Origin of the sequence: Pseudomonas sp. JUb52 (genome assembly GCF_004341115.1) — a bacterium.
Classification (GTDB): Bacteria; Pseudomonadota; Gammaproteobacteria; order Pseudomonadales; family Pseudomonadaceae; genus Chryseomonas; species Chryseomonas oryzihabitans.
Map to the genome: position 1 here is coordinate 291,530 of NZ_SLYS01000006.1, position 26,252 is coordinate 317,781.

A 26,252-nucleotide genomic window follows, 5' to 3' on the forward strand; every position below is an offset into this window, starting at 1 on the left:
TGAACGTTCAATAAAAATTAAGTAGACTGGATTCATCGCTGGCGCAGAGAGACCTTTCTTTCGCGCCCCCTGTGTTCCTTGCGGGTGCCACGGCGCCCGCCCAGATTGGGAGAACGTCCATGGCCCGTTTCGCCGAACAGCAGCTGTACATCGGTGGCCGTTATGTCGCCGCCACCGGTGGTGCCACCTTCGAAACCCTAAATCCCGCCACCGGCGAGGTGCTCGCCACGGTGCAGAGCGCCAGCCGTGCCGATGTGGACAAGGCAGTGGCCGCTGCTGCTGCTGGCCAGAAGGTCTGGGCCGCGATGACCGCCATGCAGCGCTCGCGCATCCTGCGCAAGGCCGTGGACATCCTGCGCGAGCGCAACGACGAGCTGGCGCTGCTGGAAACCCTCGACACCGGCAAGGCCCTGTCCGAGACCCAGGCCGTGGACATCGTGACCGGCGCCGACGTGCTCGAGTACTACGCGGGCCTCGTGCCGGCCCTGGAAGGCGAGCAGATCCCGCTGCGCGAGACCTCCTTCGTCTATACCCGCCGCGAACCGCTGGGCGTGGTCGCCGGCATCGGCGCCTGGAACTACCCAATCCAGATCGCCCTATGGAAGTCCGCCCCGGCCCTGGCCGCTGGCAACGCCATGATCTTCAAGCCCAGCGAAGTCACCCCGCTGACCGCGCTGAAGCTGGCCGAGATCTACACCGAGGCCGGTCTGCCCGATGGCGTCTTCAACGTGGTCAATGGCGTCGGCCCGGAGGTCGGCGTGGCCCTGACCGAGCATCCCGGCATCGAGAAGATCTCCTTTACCGGCGGTGTCGCTACCGGCAAGAAGGTCATGGCCAGCGCCGCCGGCTCGACCCTCAAGGAAGTCACCATGGAACTGGGCGGCAAGTCGCCGCTGATCGTCTGCGATGACGCCGACCTGGATCGCGCCGCCGACATCGCCGTCATGGCCAACTTCTTCAGCTCCGGCCAGGTCTGCACCAACGGCACCCGCGTCTTCGTGCCCCAGGCGCTCAAGGCCGACTTCGAGGCCAAGGTGGTGGAGCGGGTCAAGCGCATCAAGCTGGGCGATCCGCTGGTCGCCGAAACCAACTTCGGGCCGCTGGTCAGCACCCCGCACATGGAAAAGGTGCTGGGCTACATCGCCCAGGGCCAGGCCGAAGGCGCCCGCCTGCTCACCGGTGGCGAGCGCGTCACCCAGGGCGAACTGGCCAAGGGCAACTTCGTCGCCCCCACCGTCTTCACCGATTGCCGTGACGACATGACCATCGCCCGCGAAGAGATCTTCGGCCCGGTCATGAGCATCCTGGCCTATGCCGACGAGGACGAGGTGGTGCGCCGCGCCAACGACACCGAGTACGGCCTGGCGGCCGGCGTGGTCACCCGTGACCTGGCCCGCGCCCACCGCATGATCCACCGCCTGGAAGCCGGTATCTGCTGGATCAACACCTGGGGTGAATCGCCCGCCGAGATGCCGGTGGGTGGATACAAGCACTCCGGCGTTGGTCGCGAGAACGGCCTCACCACCCTCGGCCACTACACCCGCATCAAGTCGGTGCAGGTCGAGATGGGCGATTACGCCTCGATCTTCTAAGCCGCTTTAGCAGCGCTTTTCTCCCCTCTCCACAGGAGAGGGCCCGGGGATGGGGCCGGACCCCGCCCGCCGTCAGGAGGAGAATCTTCATGGCACACGAATTCGATTACATCGTCATAGGCGCCGGTTCGGCCGGCAACGTCCTGGCCACCCGGCTGACCGAAGACAAGGACGTCACCGTCCTGCTGCTGGAAGCCGGCGGCCCCGACTACCGCCTGGACTTCCGCACCCAGATGCCGGCCGCCCTCGCCTATCCGCTGCAGGGCAAGCAGTACAACTGGGCCTACCAGACCGAGCCCGAGCCGCACATGGACAACCGCCGGATGGAATGCGGTCGCGGCAAGGGCTTGGGCGGCTCCTCGCTGATCAACGGCATGTGCTACATCCGCGGCAACGCCCTGGACTATGACAACTGGGCGCAACTCGACGGTCTGGACGACTGGACCTATCTCGACTGCCTGCCCTACTTCCGCAAGGCCGAGAAGCGTGACGCCGGTGCCAACGACTGGCACGGCGGCGACGGCCCGGTCTCGGTGACCACCGCCAAGCCGAACACCAACCCCCTGTTCGAAGCCATGGTCGAAGCCGGTGTCCAGGCGGGCTATCCGCGCACCGAAGACCTCAACGGCTACCAGCAGGAAGGCTTCGGCCCGATGGACCGCTTCGTTACCCCGAATGGCCGTCGCTCCAGCACCGCACGCGGCTATCTGGATCAGGCCAAGGGCCGACCGAACCTGACCATCGTCACCCACGCCACCACCGATCGCATCCTCTTCGAGGGCAAGCGCGCCAATGGCGTCGCCTACATGAAGGGCGATTCGCTGGAAGCCATCACCGTGCGCGCCCGCCGTGAAGTCCTGCTCTGCGCTGGCGCCATCGCCTCGCCGCAGATCCTGCAGCGCTCCGGCGTCGGCCCCGCACCGCTGCTGCGGCGCTTCGACATCCCGCTGGTCCACGACCTGCCCGGCGTCGGCCAGAATCTGCAGGACCACCTGGAGATGTACCTGCAGTACGAGTGCAAGCAGCCGGTCTCGCTGTACCCGGCGCTGAAGTGGTACAACCAGCCGCAGATCGGTCTGGAATGGATGCTCAAGGGCACCGGCCTGGGCGCCAGCAATCACTTCGAGGCGGGCGGCTTCATCCGCTCCAGCGAAGAATTCGACTGGCCCAACATCCAGTACCACTTCCTGCCAATCGCCATCAATTACAACGGCACCAACGCCATCGAGGCCCATGGCTTCCAGGCCCACGTCGGCTCCATGCGCTCGCCCAGCCGTGGCCGCATCGAACTGACCTCGCGCGATCCGCGCCAGCACCCGAGCATCCTGTTCAACTACATGAGCACCGAGCAGGACTGGCGGGAATTCCGCGATGGCATCCGCCTGACCCGCGAGATCATGCAGCAGCCGGCGCTGGATCCCTATCGTGGCGAAGAGATCAACCCAGGCCGTGACTGCGTGACCGACGCCCAGCTGGACGCCTTCGTGCGCTCCCACGCCGAGACCGCCTATCACCCGTCCTGCTCCAACAAGATGGGTACCGACGACATGGCGGTGGTCGACGGCGCCGGCCGGGTGCACGGCCTGGAAGGCCTGCGCGTGGTGGACGCCTCCATCATGCCGATCATCGCGACGGGCAACCTCAACGCCCCGACCATCATGATCGCCGAGAAGATCGCCGACAAAATCCGCGGTCGCGCCCCGCTGCCGCGCAGCAATGCCGCCTACTACGTCGCCAACGGCGCCCCGGTACGGGGTACCCCGCTGCGTGACGTCAACGGCCAGCGCGCCGCCGAGCCGGTCCCGCAGCGCCGCAACCAGCCGGCCGCCTGATCCCAGGCAGTCGAACGCAAGAAGGGCGCCCTCGGGCGCCCTTCTTGTATCTGGCTCTTCGAATCGCCCGCAAGGGGCTCAGCAAGACAGCCCGCTCTTCCCCCTCTCCCTCAGGGAAAGGGCCGGAGTGAGGGCCGCCTTCCCCCCTCACTTCACAGACAATCCTTCACCGCCGTCAGAATGGTCCGCGGGCGCAATGGATTGTTGGCCATCTGCTCGCGCAACTGGATGCGAGTACCGCGCGACGCCGACCCGATGTCGATGATGGCCGCCGTGGCGCCCGGCACCTTGCTGTCCACCAGTACGCGCTGCCCACTGCTGCCCTGCGGCTGGACCAGCACATGTCGCCCATCCTTCTCCAGACCGGTCACCAGGCAGGTGCGATAGTCCTCGGCACTCTTGCCGGTGCGCAGCTCCATGGGCGGATTGCGTTCAAGATTCGCCTGGCTGGTGCAACCGGCCAGGGCAGCGGCCAGGAAGGCCAGGGTTTTGGTTCTCATCAGCGGCTCCTCGCAAGCTCTTTGCGTCATTTTAGCCGCAGCTGGCTTACGCGAGCCTTAACCGCCGCACATCCTTGGTTTACAAGGGCTTTCCCATGGCTATAATGGCGTCCCCTTGCCGGTATAGCTCAGCTGGTAGAGCAACTGACTTGTAATCAGTAGGTCCCGGGTTCGACTCCTGGTGCCGGCACCATCTTCTTTGTATCCCTGTATGCCAGACGGTTTTGTCTAGCGGATGGAACGCATGCCTGCAACATGTAGCGGCAAGACCTGGGTCTGTATGATGACCTGGAAATCACCTACCGCTGCGGCCCGCCATGTTCCTTGTCAAGGATCGCTCCACGTCTCCCTATCGTGAAATTGCGTTCATCCAAAGCATTTTTCCCGATGGCACTGTAACCAGGGGCTCAGGAACGGTCGTCGGCAATAACGACGTCCTCACAGCGCTCCATGTGATCTACGACGATCGATATGGTGGACAGGCGGTCAGTGTCACAGTCACGCCGGGCGCCTACATCAATTCCACTTCTTTTTCCGCGCCTCTAGGCACCTATGCGGCCCGCAGCTGGTCCGGCTATTCCAGCAACTGGGACAAGAATGGCGATCATGTTCCGAGTTATGAAGAGGTCAGGCACGATTTGGCGCTGATCAACCTCGACACTAACATCGGGGCGACTACCGGCATCCTGGGTATCTCGACTACCGGCTCGGATCTGACTGGCACAGTACTGGGGTAGCCCGTGCGCGGTACCGGGTTGATGCAAGACTCTGCAGCCGCCACCTATGTAGCCGACTATCCGCTTTATTTTGTGGATACGGGTCTGGGCGCAGGCGCTTCAGGGGCCCGCTGCTGGAGGGTTCTGGGGCAACAGCAAGCATTCGTGGCGTGCTATCTGCCGGAGACAATGCCAACACCCTCTCTCTATGCAGCTCTGACCGGTGTCGATGCGGCCTGGCTAGCCAAAGCGAGCAGTGCTAACGATGGCTTGCTGGATGCCAGTAGCGCCTATCGACTAAGCGGTCTTGGAGTCGCCAGTGGCAGTGATGCCGACGATATTCTTGTCCAAGCTCGGCTGTCGTACGACACAACAGGCACTGCTCAGGTGTACGGCTATCGAGGCGCAGATGCGCTCATTATGCGCGGCGCATCTTGGTCTTATCGGCTGACGTCGACTACCGATGACCCGAGTCTATTGCAGGTAAAGGACAGCGTAAGTGGGCAGAGGCTGAACCTACACGACGTCAACGCGCTCGATTTTTCTGACAAAACTGTTTTTGTCATGACGGAAGAGAAAGCTCAGCTAGCAAGGCTTTACACGTTATTTGATCGAGTGCCTGATCTTGCCGGGCTAGCTTATTGGACCGACTTGCAGGCCCACGGCATGAGCTTTACCGATATCAGTCGGAGCTTTGCCAATTCTGCTGAATTCATCGCTCACTATGGCGCCAGCACTAATAGCCAGTTTGCTTCCTTGCTATACGAGCGTGTGCCTGATCGTGCAGGTGATGGCGATGGACTGAATTACTGGACGACCTTGATGGATCAGGGCATGAATCGCTTGGACGTCATGACTCATTTCACTAACTCGCCTGAAAGTCAGCAGCTCACAGAAGGCTCGGCGGGCTACCTCAAGATCGTTGACCACGTCGCCTGGACGAACGCGGATGTGGTCATCCACAAAGGTGTCGCTTTCGGCAGCAGCTACGGAGACAGCCTCCTACAAAGCGAAATGGTTGCCGATTCTGGCCATACCATGCGGGTCTTTAGTGGCCAAGGAAAGGATATTCTGTCGCTGCAAGGTACCGTAGCGGACTTCGGGCGTACCGCTACCGCACCTAGTACTCTGGTGCTCACGGCTAACAGTGGCAACGTTGCGCTAAAAGTACACGATGTGAGTGTGCTGCGTTTCCAAGATAGGGATATCTTCGTACTGGATCAGCAAGAGGCACAGATCGCGCGCCTCTATACCGCCTTCGATCGGGTGCCGGATTATCAAGGAATCGAGTACTGGATGCACCAGCACGCTCTTGGTCGTAGCTTTGACGACATCGCCAGCAACTTCATTGCTTCGCCTGAATTTGCAGCCTGGTATGGCAGCCAAGACAATATTGGCTTCACCAACACCCTCTATCGCGCCGTTCTAGGCCGAGAAGGCGAAGCCAGCGGTCTGAGCTACTGGGCGACGCAACTAGAGCACGGCATGAGCCGCGCGAACGTGATGCTGCACTTCACCGAGTCCCCGGAAAACCAGCAGCTCACCGAAGGCGGCTCGGGCTTCATTCAGTTGGTGGGACAGACCGATTGGGCTTGAAGACCGGCGCTGCAGCTGAAAGGCCGGCCCATAGTTGAGATGTCTATTCTAAAGTTAGGCTTCGTAAGCCGAGGGCAAGCATACGATCCTCTCCACTGATACCGACTGCTTTAGGCACGATTGCGGTTTTATATTTAATGGTCAGCTTCATAATGTTATTTTCGGCAATAGCTCTTTGCGCCTGAGTCGGCACAGACACGGTTACCGTGTTATCTGAGCGATCTGCGACTTCAAAATCTCCGGCAGGATGACCGTTGACTTCGATACTGAAGCGCTGGACAGGGGTTATGGAGGATATAAAGGCATCGAGCTTCAAGATCAAGCGCGAGGGTTGGGTAGCAGTGGCCAGTTCAACCTCGGAAATCGGCCCATTTGACCAGACCCCCCAAGACTCCAATTCAGACCAGCCTTTCGCCAAGTAAGCTGAAAGTGGTACACCCTTTATAAATTTAATCGTTTGACCCAATTGGAGGCCGAAGTTTTTTTCTGACACTTCTACTACTTCTGGGTCATCCAGCCGGCACGTTTTACAACTCTTCCAGCCCGGGGCTATCACATAGAAGTTATTAACACGAGCGAGGAGGTCATCGCTACGAAGATTGCGCTTAGCGAAGTAGACTTGGCTGTCGTCCAAAATATACAGCGTATCGCCTAAATAGTTACCTAAAGCCAAACTATCAGCCGCTTGAGACTTGGCTCTTGCAAGCGCACTCTGGTCCATACGAGCCAAATAAACGATATCAGTAGCCAGATTATGGCGAATGGCATATTCAGCAAAGACGCTCCAAGAGTCGTGCTGATTCATTGGCGCTAGGCTTCTTATCTTTTTGTAGCGATCAGCGGCCTGATCCCAGAAGAGACTATTTAGAGGCGTTGACCAAACAGTTAGCGGCGCTTCCATCATCTTTCCATGCATACCTTTACGAAAGAGGTTCAAATCTGCCGCTTGAATAACTGCAACGCCAACTAATAATACTGCCGCAACTCGAGCAGTATGGCCTCTTACCAGCAGATAGAGCCCCATGACAATAATCATGTAGTATACAGGCCAGAAGATCCTTCCCGAAGCTCGAAAGACATTGGCTAGTCGTTCTAGGTGAGCGCCGATGGGAAACTGAAAGGAATAGGAGCCGATACCGACCTTGTTTGTAATGGCGAACAGCGTAAGTGCCAGCATGGCTAGGACCAGCAACGGATTGCGACGAACCACTGAAACCAGACCCACCTTGCCACTCACTAGGGTAGGTATACCTAGGATCAATAGCACGATGGTACCCAAGCCAAGGTAATTAAAGCCCTCATAGTTACCTGGAATTTCAGGAAGATCCTGCAATACGTAGGACCACCGCGACGTGGGACTGTGCGCCCAGGTGTCTGCAGAATTGAAGATTGAAAGCAGATTAAGGCCGAGCTGACCATAGCCAGTTGCGCTCAAGCCATTCTGTACAGCGAAATAGCCGGCCTGCCAACAGCAGAAAAGCACAGTCAGGGCTACGGCTATTGTCTCGACAATCGCAAGGCGAATTGTTTGAGTACGCTTCACTGTACGCCAGCCTAAGTCTGCCGCCCACAGCGCGCCAACCATGGGGAAGAAGTAGGCATGAACCAGACCGATGGTTCCAAACAGTAAGCACCAATAGAGAATACGGTGGCGTTGGTCGCGGCGAAGCACGAGATAGATGCCTGCCAAAACCAAAAAATGCCCGGTCAGACTTACGTGACATTGCAAGCGCCAGAGAAACGGCGGTGCAAAGAGAAATAACATTACGCCCGGAATTTGGATGGTTAGATTCCGTGAAAACAGACCGATGATCTTCCAAGCGAAAAACGCCTGCAATATGAAGCATAAGAGCCACCAGATTCCGGAGTACTGGAAAGTCTCGGGCAATAGGGGCGAAAGCAATTTGAAGAAAATCGCCAACAGTGGCGTAGAGTCGGTGTAGACGATAGAATTACCTAATTCGAGGCCAAAACCAGGATTTAGGCCAACTGGAAAGCTCCAAGGTGCCTGCTCAAAAAAACGCCAGCCCAAGTAGTACTGGGCAAAGTCGCCAGCCTGCAACCAGCCAATGTTTGCAGGGTTAAGTACGCGGGGACCGAGTATTGCCAGGAAGGCGAGCACCCCAAGCAAGGTCGCCCAAGCTAGATCCCTACCAACCGCGATTCCGCGCGTGCGCTTCAGATCTGACATCTTAATTTCCTAAAGAGAGAACCGCACTCACGCCTTAAATCCCCAGAGCCTGCTAGCGAAAAACGACAAGACAGGCACGATCAGGACGGCGATCAGCGCGCAGGTAGTATTTTCTAATGTGGTCCAGCGCAATAGCATCGCCAGCAGCGCACTGTTGATGAAAAAGCCACCCACCGCGATAAGGAAGAAACGAAGGACAGCACTGGCGATGCCGGCTGAACTGCGGAAAGTCCAAAAGTAATGTCCGCAGAAGGACACGCCGAAGGCACACAGGAAGGCCAGCAGATTGGCTAGCAACGGAGCTACGCCTGCTCGAATGAGCAAGGTGACAATGGCAAGGTGCACAGCGGTGGCCGCGAGCCCTACCAAACCAAAGCGGCTCGCTACCAATAGCTCACCAAAGGCGCGGCCTTCGCGTAGTGCCTTGAGCTTGGTGATCATGACTCGGCCCGATCGGTCACTGTGTAATTCTTGCGCACCACATAGACCGGACGGCGCTTGGCTTCGATATAGGTTCGCCCTAGATACTCGCCAAGAATGCCGATTCCCATGAGCTGCAGACCGCCCAAGAAGGTGACCGAGACGATGATGGAGGCATAACCGGGCACATCCACACCCTTGATCAACACTTTCAGGGCGATAGATATGGCGAAGAGGAAAGACACCAGGGAGACCGCTGATCCCAGATAGGTCCAGACCCTCAGGGGATCCGTGCTGAAGCTGGTGACGCCTTCCAAGGCGAAGTTCCACAGCCGCCAGCCATTGAATTTGGTCGAGCCGGCGACTCGCTCAGGGCGCGCATAGTCCACGTGGGCGGTGCGAAAGCCTACCCAGGCGAACAATCCCTTCATGAAGCGGCGCGACTCCGGCAGCTCCTTGAGCGCTTCCACCACGCAACGATCCATGAGGCGGAAATCGCCGACATTCTCCGGCAATTGGGGATCGGCGATCTTGTTATGCAGACGGTAGAACCAGTTGGCCGAGGCACGCTTGGCCCAAGAATCCGAGTCGCGATTGAGGCGCCGCCCCAGCACTACCTCATAGCCTTCAAGCCACTTGTCGATCATACTCAAGATAACCTCAGGTGGGTCTTGGAGGTCAACATCGATCGGGACTATCAATTGACCACGGGCTTCCTGCAAGCCTGCGGTAAGCGCCGCCTCTTTGCCGAAGTTACGACTCAAATCAAGCACTCGGATCCTCGGCTCATATTTCTGGCACGACAGCAAAGTCGCAAGGGTGGCATCAGTACTACCATCGTTTATAAACAGAAATTCCAGCTCCATGCCATCTTGCCTGGCAAAAACTGCGCTTACTCGCTCCAAAAAAAAGGGAATAGCTTCCGCCTCATTAAAAACCGGTATTACGAGGGTTAGTAGCAACGGCGTGTCCATGGCAAAATCGCGCGGAACGAGGCTATGACTGTTCAATTTATATCCTTTGGATTAGAATCTAGCACTAAGGGCACTGAACACCCGCCCAATCAAATACCGCAACATGGGAATCTGTCAGGCAGAAATCTTGCCACCCCTACCAGCGCAGAAAATTGGCGCGAGCCAAAAGCATGCAACCAATGTTATCTTAAACCTATATTTTGCGATCTCTATTTTCTCTTCTGAAATTTTACTCCCCCTTCCAAGAATTAACACATCCAACCAGCATTTACATTTTGACCATTATCAACCATTAAGAAACCGCTTATACGCAGTAATACTTCCGCCAGACGGTCGAGCGCAGCCATAGATAATAATTCAAAACTCGAGCCCGAAACAACACCCCAAAGTATACTGTATTTTACATGACGAAACCCTTTCCTTGCATTACCAGGACGGAAGCCCACGAAGCCAGGATGTCAGATAGTAGCCCCTGATAGTTTGGTGTATCAGGAAGAAGCTAGAGCGCTAGTCTGATTTTCTTGGCGATGGTGGTAATATGCCACTGAGTTGATGAGGTCGCTACTAAGCTTGGCGCTGCATTAGATTTATCCGAAAAGCCATGCTTGCTAGGCTGGCTTTGTGGTGGCAGCGGAGACAAGCATGACCCGGCGTTATGAGCTTTCGAATGGGCTTTGATCGAAGATATTACCTCTCCAGAGGATGGTGCGCCCATTCCGTGATGATCGGTAATGCTTAATGGCATCTTCTGGATTCTTTGCTTGGGCGCCAAGTGGCATGACTGACCTGATCGTTATGGACCTTAGAAGGTGGTCTAACAGCGCTTCCCGCAGCGGTGTGAGACGGCACCTTAGAGCGTAAGAGCGTATCCCGACGCATCTACATCTAAAGCTTCGCTAGGATGGCTATCTGGATCTGGACCTCCGGATGATCGATTCCACCACAATTCACGCCACACTCGCCGCCTCGGGAAGAGGAAAAAAGGGGCCTGGATAAGCTACTAGACCACGCCTTGCACCGAAGCTGCGTAGGGTTACGCACTAGACTCAATCTACTCTGTGATGCCTTAGGGTTTCCCACTTACCTTTACAGTATCGCCAGGGCAGCAGACCCACCCCAAGCACTCCCCCCTCTTCTCGAACACGTGCACCTGCCGGGCACCAAAGGTAGGCTACGCAAACGCTGCCACCGTATCGTGGCCGACAAAGGATACGAAAGCGAAGCGCTCCGGCGTCATTACGGTCGTATTGGTTTTAACCGGTCATTGCTCGACGCAAGATGCATTGCTTACCACCTCGTAATATGTCCTGAACGGCGCCTGGGCCCTACTAGCATATCAAGCCACAACTAGCATATCCTGCACGCCATTACTGCCTGTGGCTCACCATACCTAACGCGCATGCTGTAGAATACAGCATACTCGATGCCTAGCTCGAATACCGAGGTCGCTGCTTGTGCCGCCATATTGGCCGTTCCTTTCGACGATCGAAGCGGTGTCTATTTGAGGAGAAGGTTCATGAAAATTTTATTTTGACGCTCTGATCAGTCACAAAGGGATAATCCAGTCGCGTTATGCCGAGCATTCAACTCAATAGTACAATGCCGGCAAGATTTATCTAGCCGCCATTTGAGGATATTGCTTTGCTTCAAACATTAAAACGCCCCGTCATCCATTACTCATTATGCTTCATACTACTGACATTCTTGTATGCATGCTTGGCAACGCAAGTTCCGCTAAACTCTGATGCTGCAGCCACTTTACTGGAAGCGAAAGACATAGCATCTGGCAATATCACTCTGCAAGACTGGTATCTCTCCACGGTCTCTTTCTACTTTACCGAAACCTTACCTTACGCAATATTAATCAAATTGTTCGGCTGGCACCTTAGCTTTGCGTATTTAGTACCAGCAATAATGCTCAGCACCGTCGTGTTTTTAGCGGCACATCTAATTATTCGCCATAGCAGGCACTATCAACTTAGCAGGGTTTTCCCCCTGGTAGTCTTTGCTGCACCAGGATTTTTTGCTAGCCATATGATGCTCGTCCCCTGCATTCATATGGGAAGCTATGTTTTGACATTATCGTGCTGGTGGTTGGTAGAGACTTACGAAGAGCACAGAGGGGCCTGGCGTCTGGCACTACTGACTTTCTTCCTGACACTCACTCTATTCAGCGATGATATCGTGCGTTATGTTCTGCTGTTACCCTTGGTCCTCACCGCGCTCTTTAAAGTTCGACAGCACCCTCACCTAGGCTGGATTGTTCTTTGCAGTATTCTGTCATTAGCCTTGACCAAACTATTGGGATTTGGTCTAACCTTGGTTCCCAGTTTCGAAACACCCGGACTACCACCTCTAAATTTTACCAGCTATAACGCCATTAGTTATAATCTGGAGCTATTCCTAAAAGGTGTATTAGCGTTTTTTGGTGCTGAATTTTTCGGATACCCTATATTTTCTTGGCATGGTCTTTCTCGTCTGTTTCATGCAGGAATTGCCTTGGCGTTCTTTGGCATGCTCTACTGGATTGCACGATATCGCCACATCAGAGATACTCTGAGTATTGGTAGCCTGCTAGGGATTAGCATAATATTAGGCGCTTATCTGCTGAGTAACTTACCAATAGACCTGATGACGACACGATATTTGGTGCCGGTATTTATTCTCGGCGCTCTGGTGCTTGGCCGTCACTTCCCCCTTGCAGGCTGGGCGTATGGGCTGAGTGCATGCTTGGCATTGCTCTATGCGGCCACCAATATAGGCCTTCCAAAATGGGATTACACTACTACAAATCGGAACTTCCCTCTTGCCCAGGCGCTCAACCAGCATGGATTGAACAACGGCTACGCTACCTTTTGGAACGCTAACCTAAATGCGTTAGTTAGCAGAGCAGAAATCTCTCCGGTGATAATAGACTCCTCTGGCATCAGGTACTTCGACTGGCTCGCCAAATCGAACTGGAAGAAAAACGGCGGAAACTTCTTAATCTGCGATAGCGAAGAACAGGCTGGCCTAGCTATCTCTCATCTTGGAGAGCCTAATAAAAAATATGTAATAGATGGAAAAATCCTACTGATCTGGGAGGCCTCATTTAATCTAAACTAACCTTTAAAGGCAATAATCGCAAAATTCAAACCAGTCCAGCGTGACCGGTCAAATCTTAAAACGCATAGCTAAATTTTAAGATATTACCAGTCGAGCTGAATAATGAAAGAACGACTATAGTGCAGTAACATCACCTATGTTTGGTCGCGAGACCAATGGCATTACGTTGCTCTTGAACTTGACCTGCTTGCCCGTCGCGCAGTAGGTCTCGCGCTTTCAACAAAGCCGATAGTGATCTGCTCACTAGACCCAGGCTGGGCATACGAGCAACGCGCTTAGCCACGAGACGCACTCTTTCAGGTAGACAACATGATGCCGACGCTATCGCCATCAGCTCTGGCGCTTCAAGCATGGCACGAATCGACGAGGCAATTGCTTGAAAAACTCACCATGGAGCGCATGTTTCGTAGCCTCAAAATAAAATGGGATCATGACCGTGGGATACCTGAGCGCTTCGCGGGTACAGCCCCTTAAATCAGAAAATTCTTGACACATGCTATAATTGGCAGTAGCAGCCCGATGGTGGATTACCTTCATCTATTGTCCAGGAAAGACTTAAACGAGTGTTGCGATTTGTTGAGCACCACAAATTGGGAACTTATGCCCTGGGTAAGTCGTGTTAGGCTGCTTTTATTTTGGGTTTACATCGATCATGCGCATTTTGCATGTCTTTAAGACATACCTCCCCGACACCCATGGCGGGATCGAACATGTCATCCGCCAGATGTGTCTGGCAACCAAAGCCTTCGGTATCCATCACAGTATCCTTACGCTCAGCAAGCATCCCGTACCGGAACGCCTTGAGGTGGATGGTGTTTCCGTACGCCGGGTGAAACAGGATCTGGACCTGGCTTCGACAGGGATGGCCTTATCGGCTTTCAAAGCCTTTGCGGAAGAAGCGCGCGACGTTGATTTGGTGCACTTCCATTTTCCCTGGCCGTTCATGGATGTCTTGCAGATGCTGGTACGCCCGGGTAAGCCCTATGTGGTGAGCTACCACTCGGATATCGTCAAGCAACGCCATCTACTCAAGCTCTATGCGCCCTTGATGCAGCATTTCTTGGATAACGCCCGCTGCGTGATTGCCGCGACCGAACCCTATCGCCGGAGCAGTCCGACTCTGAGTCGTTTGGGCGCCAAGGTCCGAGTGATCCCCTACGGCCTGGATCCCGCCAGCTATCCAACCGCCGCCCCGCAACGAATCGCACAATGGCAACAACGTCTTGGGCAGCGATACCTACTTTTTGTTGGGGTACTGCGCTACTACAAGGGGCTGCATCTATTGCTCGAAGCGCTCGAAGGCCTCGACTATCCGCTGGCCGTCGTCGGCGCCGGACCCGAGAATGAGGCGCTCCGCGCGCAATGCGAGCGGGTCGGCCTCAGAAATTGCCATTTCCTGGGACGTCAGAGCGAAGAAAACCTAGCGGCGCTCTATGCGGGTTGCGAGAGCTTCGTTTTCCCTTCGCATCTGCGCTCCGAAGCCTTTGGCATGGCGCTGCTGGAAGCAGCCATGTACGGCAAACCCATGCTCAGTTGCGAGATCGGATCGGGCATGAGCGAGATCAACCTCAATGGGCAGACAGGGATCGGCGTGCCACCGGAGCCTGCGGCTTTGCGCAAGGGACTGATGACACTGTGGGAGGATGCCGAGCTACGGTCCCGGTACGGTCAAGCAGCCCGGGCACGCTTCGAGACGCATTTTCACAGCGAGATCATGGCCAGCAAGCTTATCGAGGTCTATCGCGAGGCCCTGCCCTGAGTGGCAGCCTAGCGCCCCTGCAGGGCGAGGCGATACACCTCTAGCGTCCGAGCAGCGCAGGCGTCCCAGGTGTAGTCGCGAGCGCGGCGCTCGCCTTCTTCTACTCGCTGGCTAACAGCCAGGGGATCGTCGAGGACTTCCAGCATGGCCTGGGTTATGGCCTTGGAGTCGCGTGGAGCGGCCTGCAAAGCCGCATCCCCGACCACTTCCGGCAGCGACGTCGTGTTGGAGCAGATCACGGGACACCGCGCGGCGAAGGCTTCGATGGCCGGCAGTCCGAAACCTTCGAACAACGACATGAACACCAGGGCCGCTGCGCTCTGCAGCAAAGCGATGACTTCATCCTGGGGCAGATACTCCAGCCATTTGCCTTCGCCTCTAGCTTCCAGAGCACGCAGTTCCTCGACCAGGGTCTCGGCGCGCCAGCCGTTACGACCGACCACGACCAGGGGATGCCGTTTGCGCAGCGCCTCGGGTAGCTGGGCATGAGCTGCAAGAACAGCCGCAAGATTCTTGCGCGGTTGCAGGGTGCCGACGAAGAGGAAAAAGCCAGGCGCCAGGCCATGCTTGCGTAGCACCTCATGGCGCGCGACGTCGGATTGCCTGCTGAAGTAGTGCCCGTCCACGCCGAGTGGCGTGACATGAACCCGCTCTTCCGCAATGCCCAGCAGTCTGACGATGTCTCTCTTGCTGTACTCCGAGATGGTGATGACCTGATCGGCCCAGCCCACGCTCTGGTTGAACAGCCAGTTCTTCAATCTGCGCAGCTTGAGCGTGACCCACTCGGGATGAATCTGCGGAATCAGGTCCATCACACTGGCCACCATCGCCACATTCTTGAGCCGAGGAATGTGATGATCAGGCGCGTGGAAGATATCGACTTCGTTCGCCAGGTGCTGGTCGATCTGGCGATCAGCACCCAGCAGCGCGTTCTTCAGGACGAACTTGGGGAAGTGCGGTGCCAGGCTGACAGGTACGCCGCAATCCAGAGGCGGGGTGTCTACGCCAAAGGTGTAGGGACGAATCCGGACGTCTGAGCGGCTTGTGAACGCTTGGGACAAGGACTGGGTATAGATGCCGATCCCATCGAGATGACCCTTGGCTACCCCAGAAGACCAGACCGTGCTGCCCAGTCCGACTTTCAATGCCGTCAAAGGACGCTCCTCAAAGACAGGTACAGATCTTCGAGCGTCCGCTCCAGCGAGATCAGCTCCCTGGCCCCCACGATCTTGCGCAGGTATGCGTCACTGCCACGGAGCGTCGGAATCTCGTTAGCCCGAACGAAAGCCGGATTGACCCGGACCTCTATCGAGTAACCGGCAATACGCACCATCATCTCGATGATGGTGCGTAGCGCCGTTGCCCTACCCGAGCACACATTGACGGGACTGGAGCGATGGTCGCTGTCGAGCAGCCTCAGGTAAGCCTGCGCAAGGTCACGAACATCGGAGAAGTCCCGGCTCACGTCCAGGTTGCCCAACTCGATCACGCGCTCTTCGCGGGCAAAATGGCCCACGATCTTGGGGATGAGAAAGCGCTCGTCCTGGCCTGGCCCGGTGTAGTTGAAGGGCCGAGTGACGACGATGGGCAGACGGGCGTACCAGGTAGCGACCATATGCTCCATGGCCAGCTTGCTGCAGGCGTAGTGATTGACCGGCGCCGGACAGACGGACTCGTCGATCACTTCGATGCCCGGAGTCCCATAGATGTTGGCGCTACTGGCAATCAGCACCCGCTGAGGTTGACGCGCGAGAGTGCCCAGCGCCTCGAGCAAATTCAGGGTGCCGAACAGGTTCACCCGGTAAAAGGCTTCCTGGTCGGCATGCCCGACAAAGGCCAGCGCCGCCAGATGGATGACCCAGTCCGGTTGCACCTGAGCTACGGCAGCGACGACCGCTGCCTTGTCGGTGAGATCGCATGCCAGGGTGACATCCGCATCGGTAGTACCACTACCGAATCCGACTACCTTGAATCCCCGCGCCTTGAGCGCCTGGATCAGATAGCGTCCCGTGAAGCCCGATGCGCCTGTAACCAGAGCGGTTGGCATGCCTATCCCCTTAGTTAGAACGAGAAGCCTTGTTCGTTGCGACGCAGGTCAGCCTCGACCATCATCTGGCAGAGCTGCTCCAGGGTGGTCTTGGGCTCCCAACCCAGCTCGCGCTTGGCCTTCTCGGGATCGCCGATCAGCAGATCCACTTCAGCGGGACGGTGGAATTTCGGATTCACGGCCACGACCTTCTTGCCGCTACGGGTGCAGTAGCCTTCTTCCTTGTCCGCTTCGCCCTTCCACTCCAGCTGGATATCCACGGCCTTGGCCGCCAGGCTGACGAAGTCACGCACGGTCTCGGTGCGGTTGGTGGCCAGTACATAGGTGTCCGGCTTGTCGGCCTGCAGCATGCGCCACATGCCCTCGACGTATTCCTTGGCGAAGCCCCAGTCGCGCTTGGCGTCGAGGTTGCCCAGCTCCAGCACGTCCAGCTTGCCCAGCTTGATCTTGGCGATGCTGTCGGTGATCTTGCGGGTCACGAACTCGCGGCCGCGCAGCGGGGATTCGTGGTTGAAGAGAATGCCGCTGGTGCCGAAGATGCCGTAGGACTCGCGGTAGTTGATGGTCATCCAGTGGGCATAGAGCTTGGCCACGCCGTAGGGGCTACGCGGATAGAAAGGCGTGCTCTCGATCTGCGGAATCGCCTGGACCTTACCGAACATCTCCGAAGTGGATGCCTGGTAGAAGCGGATCTTCGGATTGACGATGCGGATGGCTTCGAGCAGGTTCACCGGACCGACACCGGTGATTTCAGCGGTGGTTACCGGCTGGTCGAAGGAAACGCCCACGAAGCTCTGGGCAGCGAGGTTGTACACCTCGGTCGCCTCGGTGGTCTGCAGCAGACGGATGCTAGCGGACAGATCGGTCAGGTCGTACTCGACCAGGTGCAGATTGGGATGGCCGGCGACACCTACTTCTTCGATGCGCCAAAAGTTGACCGAGCTGGTACGGCGATAGGTACCGTAGACAGTATAGCCTTTCTCCAGCAGCAGTTGGGCCAGGTAGGCGCCGTCCTGACCCGTGATTCCGGTGATGATAGCTTTCATGAGGTTCTTCGTTCTCCGTTGGACCCTTGGGCTGCACTGCCAGCCGCCGGACCGTAATTATGTCGCACGGCTTTCCGTAGACATGTCGATGATGAGTTCTTGGGTAGTACGCGCGCTTTCAGCCCAGGTCAGCCAAGGCATGGTGCGGGAGTCCGGATGCGTGCCTGCACGATAAAGCGCAAGCCAAGCCTGAATGTCAGCAGCCAAACCGGGGCCATCTGCGACAGCAAAATAGTAGGCACTGTCCTTGGCGACCTCGCGAAAAATCGGGATATCGCGGGCAAGCACTGGCAGACCCTTCTGCGCGGCCTCAATCAGTGGCAGACCAAAGCCTTCCTCGTAAGAGGCGGCGATCAGACACACACTGACGCCATAGAGGCGCTCCAGGTACTCGTCGCTGATCCCTTGTAGCCAGAACAAACGCTGATTGGCTTGAGGATGGTCTGTCAGCCGTGCTACGACGTCTTCCACCAACCATCCCTGCTTGCCGACGATAACCAGGTTGACCTTCTCACCTTGCTGCCAGAGCTGCTCGAAGGCATCCAGTACGTGCCGGTGACCTTTACGCGGCTCAATGGTACCAACCATCAGGAAGCTGGGACTATCCGTCAGCCGGTTCAGCACAGCATTAGCCTCATCCGGTAGACCGATGGTGGGCAACGACGCCTCGATGTCGGCGCCGATATGCGATACCCGAAGCGCGAAGGCTGCGTTTGGACGACGCTGCTGTACGAGCATTCGAACTGCATCAGCCGTCGCCTGCGAAATACAGACAGCACCATCAGCCTGTATGACCGTCGAGAACCAGCGATCAAACAATGGCTGAGCGCCCTCCGGAAAGTACTGTGGATGTAGAACGGGAATGAGGTCGTAGATCAGGAAATAGGTCCTGACTCCCATCAACTTCATTTGTCTGAGCTGGTCGGCCTGTTCAGCCACCACAGCGGGCTGCAGATCCAATGCAAAGAAAATGTCACCCGCCCGGAAGGTGACGGGCTCGTCTTGCAGGACCGGTTGACAACCGAGGAATTCCAGCGCAAATCGCCGCGCATAGCGGTAGCCTGCGGTACCGGCGACCGCGTAAACGGGCTCGATGCGATAGCCTTCAACTGGCTTTTCCAACCATTCGCGGAGTACGCTGCGTACGACACGCTGGATACCGCTGCGGGCATCGCGCTGCACCAACTCTGAGACATCCACCAGGATCTGCCGCTGATGACAGGGCGGCGGCAGGGAAAGATCCAGTGCTCGGGCGAGCTGGCGATAGCTGGCGCCTTCTACCTGCTCAGCCCCAGCGGCCATGATGCGGCGAACCAACGCCGGCGCACCGATACTCGCCTTGTCGTAAAAGGCCTCGATTGCCTTGTGATACTGCTCAGCACATAGGCGCGGCGCATGCTGGGTAAGGATAGTAGAGCGAGCACGCTTACCGAGCTCATGCCGCAATCCGGCATCACGGTGCAGCTGCTCCAAGGCACGTACCAGGTCAACGTCGGCGAACTGATCGTCCAGCATCAGAACACTGCCCGCCGGTAAGTCCGCCATGCTGCCATTGGCATTCACAATGGTGGGCAAACCATACTTCATGCAGTCCAGCACCGCAGCTGACGTCTCGCCTCGTGACCGAGTGCGTAGCTGAACACCGACGTCGGCGATAGCTAGATAATCACCAAACGCCTCGGCGTCGGTCCAGCCTGTGATACGGATATGACGCTTGCGACCACTGGCAGCAATCTCACGCTGGATTTTTTCGCCATAGATGCCTTGGTCATTTTCACCCACAAAAATCAGAACGTTGTTGTCGTCTTGGGCAAGGGGCGATTGCAGCCAGGCGCTCAGCAGGCGGTCGTTCATCTTGCTGGGGCCAAGCAAACCAAAGCTGCAAACCACGAAGTCGCTGCTTTTAAGCCCTAGTTTCTTGCGGATCAGCGCCCGGTCCTGTTTCAGCTGCAGATCGGGCACACGTAGGAGTGGAATGCAGGCCCAGTCCTGCGCAACGGTACTGCCGTACCAGGCATCGGCCATTCGTTGCGAGCTCTGTGAATGGACGATCACGCCTTCGGCGTTGGCGATCACAGGATAGTTGCAGGGGTACTTCCAAACGATGTCAGCCGTATCTTCAGCCTGCAGACGCTCGATGACAGCGGCGTAGCCATGGCTTTCATAAAGCGCATTTACCCAGACGCCTTGCTGCAAGCCCTGGCACTCCAGGTGCGCAAGAATGCCGGAAAGAAAGAAGTCATGGAGCACCACTGTGCCCGGTATTTCTTCCAGCAGCGCAAACATGTGCTCATGAAATACAGAGTTGCCAAAATGATAGAGGACGCGATCGTAGCGGTCTGCATTGCATCTAAACCAGGAGACATCGCGCACGGCGCAATTACCGGCGATACAGGCTGACGTCACTTCATCCTGTGCGGCGATCACATCCACCTCATAGTAACGACACAGTTCGGGCAGCAGCTCGGCGCTATAGTCGCTGATACCGCTACGAAGCGGCGGCAAGGGTGAAACGTAGGCTAGTCGAGGGCGCGTCTTGGTCCGGCTGGGTTTGCCCTGCGCCACCAGTGCGTGTAAAGCAGTTAGCGTCTGTTCGGCACAATGCTGCCAGGAGAAGCGACGCGACTGCTGGCGAGCATGAGTTTGCAATTGCGCCCGAAATACCTCATCAGTCAGAACCTGGCCGAGCTTATCGGCGAGGGCTTCGTCGCTACGCGGATCGAACAAAGCGGCCTCGTTACCGATGACCTCTGGCAGGCTTGAACTGTTTGAAGCGATTACCGCCCGACCACAATTCATTGCCTCTAGGGCGGGCAGCCCAAAGCCTTCGTGCCAAGACGGAAAAACGAATACCTTGCAGCTGTTATAGAGCCGCAACAGGTCGTCTTCAGAAACGAAGCCGGTAAAGACGACCTCATGGGGCTTGAGTCCCTGGCTACGGACTAATGCCTCAAGGCGCTCACGCTCCGCGGGTTGAACAGAGCAGACAATCGCAAGCTGAAGGGACTGACGCAACTTCGGTGACAGCAGACTATAGCCACGGATCAGACCTTCGATGTTCTTGCGGTGATCAATGCCGCCGGTATAGAGCACGAAGTCACCGGTCAGCCCGATTCGAGCCTGCAACTCAGCGCGTTCCTGCTCGGGTATCACCCTCTCCTGAAAATGGCTATCGGCGGCCGTGGAGATCGTCACGATACGCTCGGCAGGCAGCCCCAAGTAAGTTTGGGCTTCGTTGCCAGAAGAGTGGGAAATGGCCAGCAGCAGGTCAGCCCGGCGCAGGTGTCCGAGCTTGTTCTCATACCACCTGTCCACCGCCCACTCTTTCAGGTAGAGATCGCGGTAGATGATCGGAATGAGATCGTAGAGGACCATCGCGGTGGGAACCCTTTGCGATAGTCGGCCGATGCTGGTTACCGCCTCGTCCACCAGACCTTCGAACAAGCTGCAGACCAAAACAACGCTGGGATTGAGATTGGCGATGAAAGCCTCTCGCAGCAGCTCGGCCGCTTCTCGATCCCAGGAATTCGCCGAACCGAGCTGACGCGTTTGAGGCGGACAGCTCCAGACCTTGATCTGCTCCGGTAGGAGCAGGCCAGCGAATTCGGCGCGCAGGGGTTCGATGGTGTCTGGAAAAGCGTCCGACAGGACGATAAGTACCTCGGCTTCTCCACGCTGGGCCACGATGGCCTTGGCCAGAGACAACGAGTAGCGACCTATTCCCCGTTTGCGATTTTCAGCCTGCGCACCCTGCAGATCAATAACGATGCGCATCAGGGACGATTCTCCATATCCTGTTTAACGAAAGCGGCGTAGAGCTTCTTCGAGCGCGCTGACAGTTCTGCGGCATCAATCGGCATGCTCTGATGCGGCGCGGTGGCGGTGCGTTCTACCACAACAGCCTGCCGATCCTCACGCATCCGCTTAGCGAGGCCTGGATAACGAGCAACAAGAATATTCAACCGCCGTACGCACCACGGATATTTGAGCAGCGGCCGGATACCGAGTTTGAGGACCCGTCGTGCCAGAGCTACTGGATTAGGCCGAACGCCTCGGCGCCCTTGCCCTACGCGCGACGCAACCGCTCGAAGAGGTGCGGTCAGTCGCCAGGACGTGCTGCTCAGCAAAGCGCTATTTTGCCCTCGCAGCGTATCGGCCTGAGTGTGCCAGTAGTGAGCACTTTGATGAGCAGCCTGTAGCTCGTGTCGTAGGGATTCCAGCTCGCGGTGCGCTTGCTGCCGGGCGCTTTGCACGGCCTCGAGCTCACGACTGAGCAAGGCCACCGGCTCAGCAAAGATGCTCGACCAACGACTGGCGTCATGCAACTGCTGACTAAGGGCGTGGATCTCGCTACGTACGGCCTGCAGCTCAGTTCGGCTTTCCCAAAAGCGATGTTGAAGTTGCTGCTCGTAGCGCTGTGCCAACGTCCCGAGGGAAACCCCAAAATCCTTATTGAAAGCCGACGTCAGGACCTCATAGCGGTTATTGTCAGCGTGCTTCTGCGCCACCACCGCATAGTCAGGGCTGGATCCACCCAGGACATCCAGCAACTGCAGTTGGTCCGTCTCTCTCACTTGAGGAGCTTCCTGCAAGCGCAGTATTTTCTGGCGAGCGAAGCCACTGTATTCGACAAGAAACTCGAGCAATTGATGAGGAAGCGGGCGCTCGTGGGTAGGGTCGAGATAGAAGCTGTTGGTCCCCACTACCAGATTTTCCGCATTCGGCGTCTCAAGAATCAGCAGCCCTCCAGGCTTGAGGACGCGCAGCGCTTCACTTACCAGCTCTTGAAGTACCGAGAAGGGTATGTGCTCGACAATGTGAAAACCAGAAATGAGGATCTGACTCTCCGCCGGCAGCGCTTGCAATGCACTCAGGGCATCGCCCTGAACCGCTGGAAGTCCTCTGTCGCGACAGGCCTGGAGCATACCGTCGTCGAGGTCGACCCCCTGGGCCTGGAAGCCCTGCTCGATCAGCAGTTCAAGCCACTCGCCACGACCACAGCCAATGTCGAGTGCCGGACTGGCTTCATCGGCTTCCTTGAGCGCCTGTAGAAAGGGTTCATAGACGCGAAGGCGTTGCTTGATCAGCGCACGAGAGCCGCGATGTCGATCTTCGAAAGCACGGTAAAAATTTCCGCTCATCGCACGAGCTCCACTTCAGGTGGCATCCAGGTCAGCCCGACGAATTCCTCGCGGTCCATATTGACGACGTTGAACACCGCAGCCAAATCGCGCCACTCGTAGTTTTGCGCCAGATGGGTATCGGCTGTATGTAGAGCAACGGCAATCGAATAGGAGCCAACCCCGAGATTCATTGCAAAGGTGAAGCGATACTCGATCTCGGTATCCGCTTCGAGCGCTTCGAGTTTGCAGCCCAGGTGATGGGTATTGGTGCCATAGACGGATTGCCCGAGACGATCCTTGATCATGTAGCCCACCACCAACTCGGGGAGAGCTACCGAGACCCCTACCTTGATGCGCAATGAAGCGATCTCGCCTACCCGGATGAATTCCGCCGGCTGCTCGGCGGAATTGAAGACATCGACTGCAAGGATGCTAGCCTCGCCACTGCCAGAGCGCGTCTGTACCCGGCCATTGTCGAGGTGTTGCACGGTGACGCTGGTATCTTCCTTTTCGGCAATCAGCGCGTTATAGAAATCCATTACTTCTTCAGGATTCCCATCCTTGATGATGGTCCCCTTGTCGAGCAAAACGGCACGGCTGCATAGAGCCTGAATCGCACTCCGATCGTGAGAGACAATCAGCAGTGTGGTGCCTTGTTGCTGAAATTCGCGGATGCGGTCGAAACTCTTGTGCTGGAAATAGCCGTCGCCGACTGACAAGGCCTCGTCGATGATGAGGATTTCCGGCCTAAAGGCAGTGGCCACGGCGAAGGCCACTCGCATCTGCATACCGCTCGAATAGGTACGGACGGGCTCATCGAAATAGGATCCAATTTCGGCAAAGTTATCAATCCAGTCGATAACTGAATCAATCTGCTCCTTGCTGAACCCCATTAGGCCGGCCGCATGGTAGGCGTTCTGCCGGCCAGTCAGCTCGGGGTTGAAGCCCATACCCAGTTCGAGAATGGCCGCAATTCGCCCACGACATGTCACCGTCCCCTCACTGGGTTGAAGCGTACCGGTGATCATCTTGAGCAGCGTGGACTTGCCGGCACCGTTCTGTCCGACGATTCCGATAGCCTCACCAGGCTCTATCGAGAAATTGATGTGCCGAATGATCCACTTCTCGGCACTTGGCTTGATCGGAAGGTAGAGCCAGCGCGCGAAGCGGAGCCACTCAGAGCGGTAGGAACGATAGGATTTTCCGAGGCCGGAAACATTGAGCAAGCTCATAGTACATCCGCCATTTCCGGCGCCGCGCGACGAAACATCAGTAGGCCAAGCAGGAGGAGGCCGCAAGCGATCAAGCAGGAGGGATAGATCTGCAGCAGATCGGGCGCGCGCGCGTAAACCAATACGTCATGATAACCCGTGATGATAGGAAACAAGGGATTGTTACCCATGAAGCCCTTGAGATACTCAGGAATGATGTTGGCGGGATAGACGATTGGGGTGAACCAGAACCACACCTGGAGCACGATGGGCACGACCTGGCCGACATCACGAACGAACACGTTGAGCACGCCAAGAATCAGACCGATTCCGACAGCAAGCGCCAAGATGGCAAGGGTCAGAGGTATGAGCCACAACATGAGCAGATCAGGAAATTTGCCGAAAAAGGCGAACACCACCAGCAACGCACCGAAGAGCAGTACGTAGTTGAGCAGGCTTGATCCCATCACGATCACAGGCAGGGTGATCCGAGGAAAACTCATCTTCTTCAACAGGTTGCCCTGATCGACAAACAGGGTCAGGCAGCGGTTGATGACTTCAGAGAAAAGACTCCAACCCAACATGCCGGCCATCAGGTAGAGCGCATAGGCGTAGCTGTTGTTGATCCCAGGCAGTTTGGTCGCCAAGACGTTGGAAAGGATCAGTGCATAGATGGCAACCTGAGCCAGCGGATTGATGATCATCCACAGCCCACCTAGGCGACTACGGGCGAAGCGTGTCGAGAACTCGTTGCGAATGGAGGAGAGAACGAATCCCCGGTATCTCCACAGGCTCAACAACATCGATAGCATGGTCTTTCCTTCGAATTACAGAGCGCAGCGCCGATCACACTACGGCATAACGTGTCGGCAGGACTCTCGTGAGCCGCTGCTCCCTACCTTCTCTGAGCCAGAGGTCTGCTGTGCTGGTCGCGGCAGCAGGTGTCCATTGGTACAGAGAATCCAACGCGGACCTACAAAAAGGTGGCGCAGTGCCATGAAACCGTCTGGCCCGGTAGGAGTTTTAGCGCGCCGTATGTTAACCCAGCGCTGGGGCCAAGGGGCCCAAACACCACGGTTTCAAAATCCAGCGACCTCTGACTATCGCGTTTTGCGAAGGGTTTCAGCTTAAGTAGCTTTTTTCTGCGTCGTCCCAGCCCAGCGTTTCCGACCTCCCGCCTCGCCCCCTCCTCGTGCCGGCAGTAACCGCTCATCGCCTCGGATTAAAGAAGTTCGATCTAACGTCAGATACGCCTAGGCTCCCCGGGGATGCCTGGTCACGCGGTACGGCTCCGCAGGGGAATGCTATCTCCACTGCCAACCGGCTCGGCAATCCGCGTACCGCCGAGACGATACCCGGGCGATCTCTCATGGCATCTTCTTTCTTCTGCTCGAACATCTTCCGGCTCAGGACAGCCCTGATCTTAGCCATGCTGTCAGCCTTCATGGCCGGCCCTGCACGGGCGGAGCGGGTCAGCCTGCTGGGACTGAACCTATCGGGAGCCGGGTTTGCCTCGCAGGTCCTGCCCGGAGTGAACGGCACGCATTACATTTTTCCTACAGAAAGCTATTTCAGTCAGTGGAGCGGCCGAGAGGTCAAGCTGATTCGCTTCCCCATTCTCTGGGAACGGCTACAACCCGTGCTAGGCGGCCCACTGGACCCTACCTATGCGGCTCTGATCGATCGCACCTTCAACTACGCGCAAAAGTACGACATCAAGATCATCCTGGACCTGCATAACTACATGCGCTATCGCGGTGTAGTGATAGGCACAGGCAACGTGTCCTATATGCACTACAAGGATGTGCTCGTTCGCGTCGCTCAACGCTGGAGCACCCAGTCGTCGCTGTACGCCTACGACATCATGAACGAGCCCCATGATGCGGTGGCTCAATGGGCCACTGCGGCGCAGTACGGTATCGACGGGGTTCGATCCATCGATTCGGTTCGCCCCATCATGATCGAGGGCAACGGCTGGGCCGAGGCCACTCGCTGGCCACAATGGAACGATACGTTGCTGGGGCTCAAAGACCCGGCAAACAACCGGGTTCTACCCCGTTAGCACGGACACTTTCGAGTAAGCTCATACCGAGCTGAAGGAGTGTTCATGAAGCGCAAGAAATACAGTCCTGAATTCAAG

At 56.9% G+C, this 26,252-nt stretch carries 17 protein-coding genes, 1 tRNA gene and 1 pseudogene; 8 read left to right on the plus strand and 11 right to left on the minus strand.

The window, feature by feature from the left end; genetic code table 11:
• Positions 1-119: 119 nt before the first annotated feature.
• Both betB and betA read left to right on the plus strand, forming a co-directional pair.
• Complete coding sequence (betB, locus tag EC839_RS12985; protein ID WP_132832626.1) at positions 120-1,592, plus strand: betaine-aldehyde dehydrogenase; 1,473 nt, start codon at positions 120-122, stop codon at positions 1,590-1,592.
• An 89-nt stretch (positions 1,593-1,681) separates the two neighbouring features.
• Positions 1,682-3,424 (plus strand): choline dehydrogenase, encoded by a 1,743-nt coding sequence (gene betA, locus EC839_RS12990; protein WP_027597346.1) that lies wholly within the window; start codon positions 1,682-1,684, stop codon positions 3,422-3,424.
• A gap of 152 nt (positions 3,425-3,576) precedes the next feature.
• Here the strand turns inward: betA and EC839_RS12995 are convergent, their stop codons facing one another.
• Complete coding sequence (locus tag EC839_RS12995) at positions 3,577-3,924, minus strand: hypothetical protein (protein WP_027597345.1); 348 nt, start codon at positions 3,922-3,924, stop codon at positions 3,577-3,579.
• A gap of 117 nt (positions 3,925-4,041) precedes the next feature.
• Between EC839_RS12995 and EC839_RS13000 the strand changes: the two genes are divergently transcribed.
• From EC839_RS13000 to EC839_RS13010, 3 genes are all read left to right on the plus strand, one after another.
• A tRNA-Thr gene (locus EC839_RS13000) sits at positions 4,042-4,117 on the plus strand.
• Positions 4,118-4,241: 124 nt separating this feature from the next.
• Positions 4,242-4,661, plus strand: a complete 420-nt coding sequence (locus tag EC839_RS13005) for a serine protease (RefSeq protein WP_132832627.1) — start codon at positions 4,242-4,244, stop codon at positions 4,659-4,661.
• Between the two features lie 21 nt (positions 4,662-4,682).
• Positions 4,683-6,236: a DUF4214 domain-containing protein gene (locus EC839_RS13010; protein WP_132832628.1), complete on the plus strand. Its 1,554-nt coding sequence runs from the start codon at positions 4,683-4,685 to the stop codon at positions 6,234-6,236.
• A gap of 43 nt (positions 6,237-6,279) precedes the next feature.
• Here the strand turns inward: EC839_RS13010 and EC839_RS13015 are convergent, their stop codons facing one another.
• From EC839_RS13015 to EC839_RS13025, 3 genes are read right to left on the minus strand one after another with little or no spacing between them, the layout of a single operon-like run.
• Entirely contained in the window at positions 6,280-8,427 is a 2,148-nt protein-coding gene (locus EC839_RS13015) for a DUF6311 domain-containing protein (protein ID WP_132832629.1), read from the minus strand.
• 27 nt (positions 8,428-8,454) lie between these two features.
• Positions 8,455-8,868, minus strand: a complete 414-nt coding sequence (locus tag EC839_RS13020; protein ID WP_132832630.1) for a GtrA family protein — start codon at positions 8,866-8,868, stop codon at positions 8,455-8,457.
• Positions 8,865-9,821 (minus strand): glycosyltransferase family 2 protein, encoded by a 957-nt coding sequence (locus EC839_RS13025; protein ID WP_132832642.1) that lies wholly within the window; start codon positions 9,819-9,821, stop codon positions 8,865-8,867. The genes EC839_RS13020 and EC839_RS13025 overlap by 4 nt, the downstream gene beginning before the upstream one ends.
• 1,716 nt (positions 9,822-11,537) lie before the next feature.
• Between EC839_RS13025 and EC839_RS13030 the strand changes: the two genes are divergently transcribed.
• Positions 11,538-12,926, plus strand: a complete 1,389-nt coding sequence (locus EC839_RS13030; RefSeq protein ID WP_132832631.1) for a hypothetical protein — start codon at positions 11,538-11,540, stop codon at positions 12,924-12,926.
• 652 nt (positions 12,927-13,578) lie between these two features.
• Positions 13,579-14,685: a glycosyltransferase gene (locus EC839_RS13035; protein ID WP_132832632.1), complete on the plus strand. Its 1,107-nt coding sequence runs from the start codon at positions 13,579-13,581 to the stop codon at positions 14,683-14,685.
• Between the two features lie 8 nt (positions 14,686-14,693).
• Here the strand turns inward: EC839_RS13035 and EC839_RS13040 are convergent, their stop codons facing one another.
• The 7 genes from EC839_RS13040 to EC839_RS13070 are packed head-to-tail and all read right to left on the minus strand — an operon-like array spanning position 14,694 to position 24,924.
• Positions 14,694-15,830 (minus strand): glycosyltransferase family 1 protein, encoded by a 1,137-nt coding sequence (locus tag EC839_RS13040; RefSeq protein ID WP_165904670.1) that lies wholly within the window; start codon positions 15,828-15,830, stop codon positions 14,694-14,696.
• A gap of 5 nt (positions 15,831-15,835) precedes the next feature.
• Positions 15,836-16,732, minus strand: a complete 897-nt coding sequence (locus EC839_RS13045) for an NAD-dependent epimerase/dehydratase family protein (RefSeq protein ID WP_132832634.1) — start codon at positions 16,730-16,732, stop codon at positions 15,836-15,838.
• 14 nt (positions 16,733-16,746) lie between these two features.
• Positions 16,747-17,778 carry a GDP-mannose 4,6-dehydratase gene (gmd, locus tag EC839_RS13050; protein ID WP_132832635.1) on the minus strand — a complete coding sequence of 344 codons (1,032 nt, stop codon included), beginning with the start codon at positions 17,776-17,778 and terminating at the stop codon, positions 16,747-16,749.
• A 57-nt stretch (positions 17,779-17,835) separates the two neighbouring features.
• Positions 17,836-21,552, minus strand: a complete 3,717-nt coding sequence (locus EC839_RS13055) for a glycosyltransferase (protein ID WP_132832636.1) — start codon at positions 21,550-21,552, stop codon at positions 17,836-17,838.
• Entirely contained in the window at positions 21,552-22,919 is a 1,368-nt protein-coding gene (locus EC839_RS13060) for a bifunctional 2-polyprenyl-6-hydroxyphenol methylase/3-demethylubiquinol 3-O-methyltransferase UbiG (protein ID WP_132832637.1), read from the minus strand. The genes EC839_RS13055 and EC839_RS13060 overlap by 1 nt, the downstream gene beginning before the upstream one ends.
• Positions 22,916-24,133, minus strand: coding sequence for an ABC transporter ATP-binding protein (locus EC839_RS13065; protein ID WP_132832638.1), 1,218 nt, complete (start codon positions 24,131-24,133; stop codon positions 22,916-22,918). The genes EC839_RS13060 and EC839_RS13065 overlap by 4 nt, the downstream gene beginning before the upstream one ends.
• Positions 24,130-24,924, minus strand: coding sequence for an ABC transporter permease (locus tag EC839_RS13070; RefSeq protein ID WP_132832639.1), 795 nt, complete (start codon positions 24,922-24,924; stop codon positions 24,130-24,132). Before EC839_RS13070 ends, EC839_RS13065 begins: the two co-directional genes overlap by 4 nt.
• Positions 24,925-25,541: 617 nt before the next feature.
• Between EC839_RS13070 and EC839_RS13075 the strand changes: the two are divergent.
• Positions 25,542-26,156 (plus strand): annotated as a pseudogene (locus tag EC839_RS13075) (glycoside hydrolase family 5 protein); the annotation flags it as partial.
• Positions 26,157-26,252 lie beyond the last annotated feature (96 nt).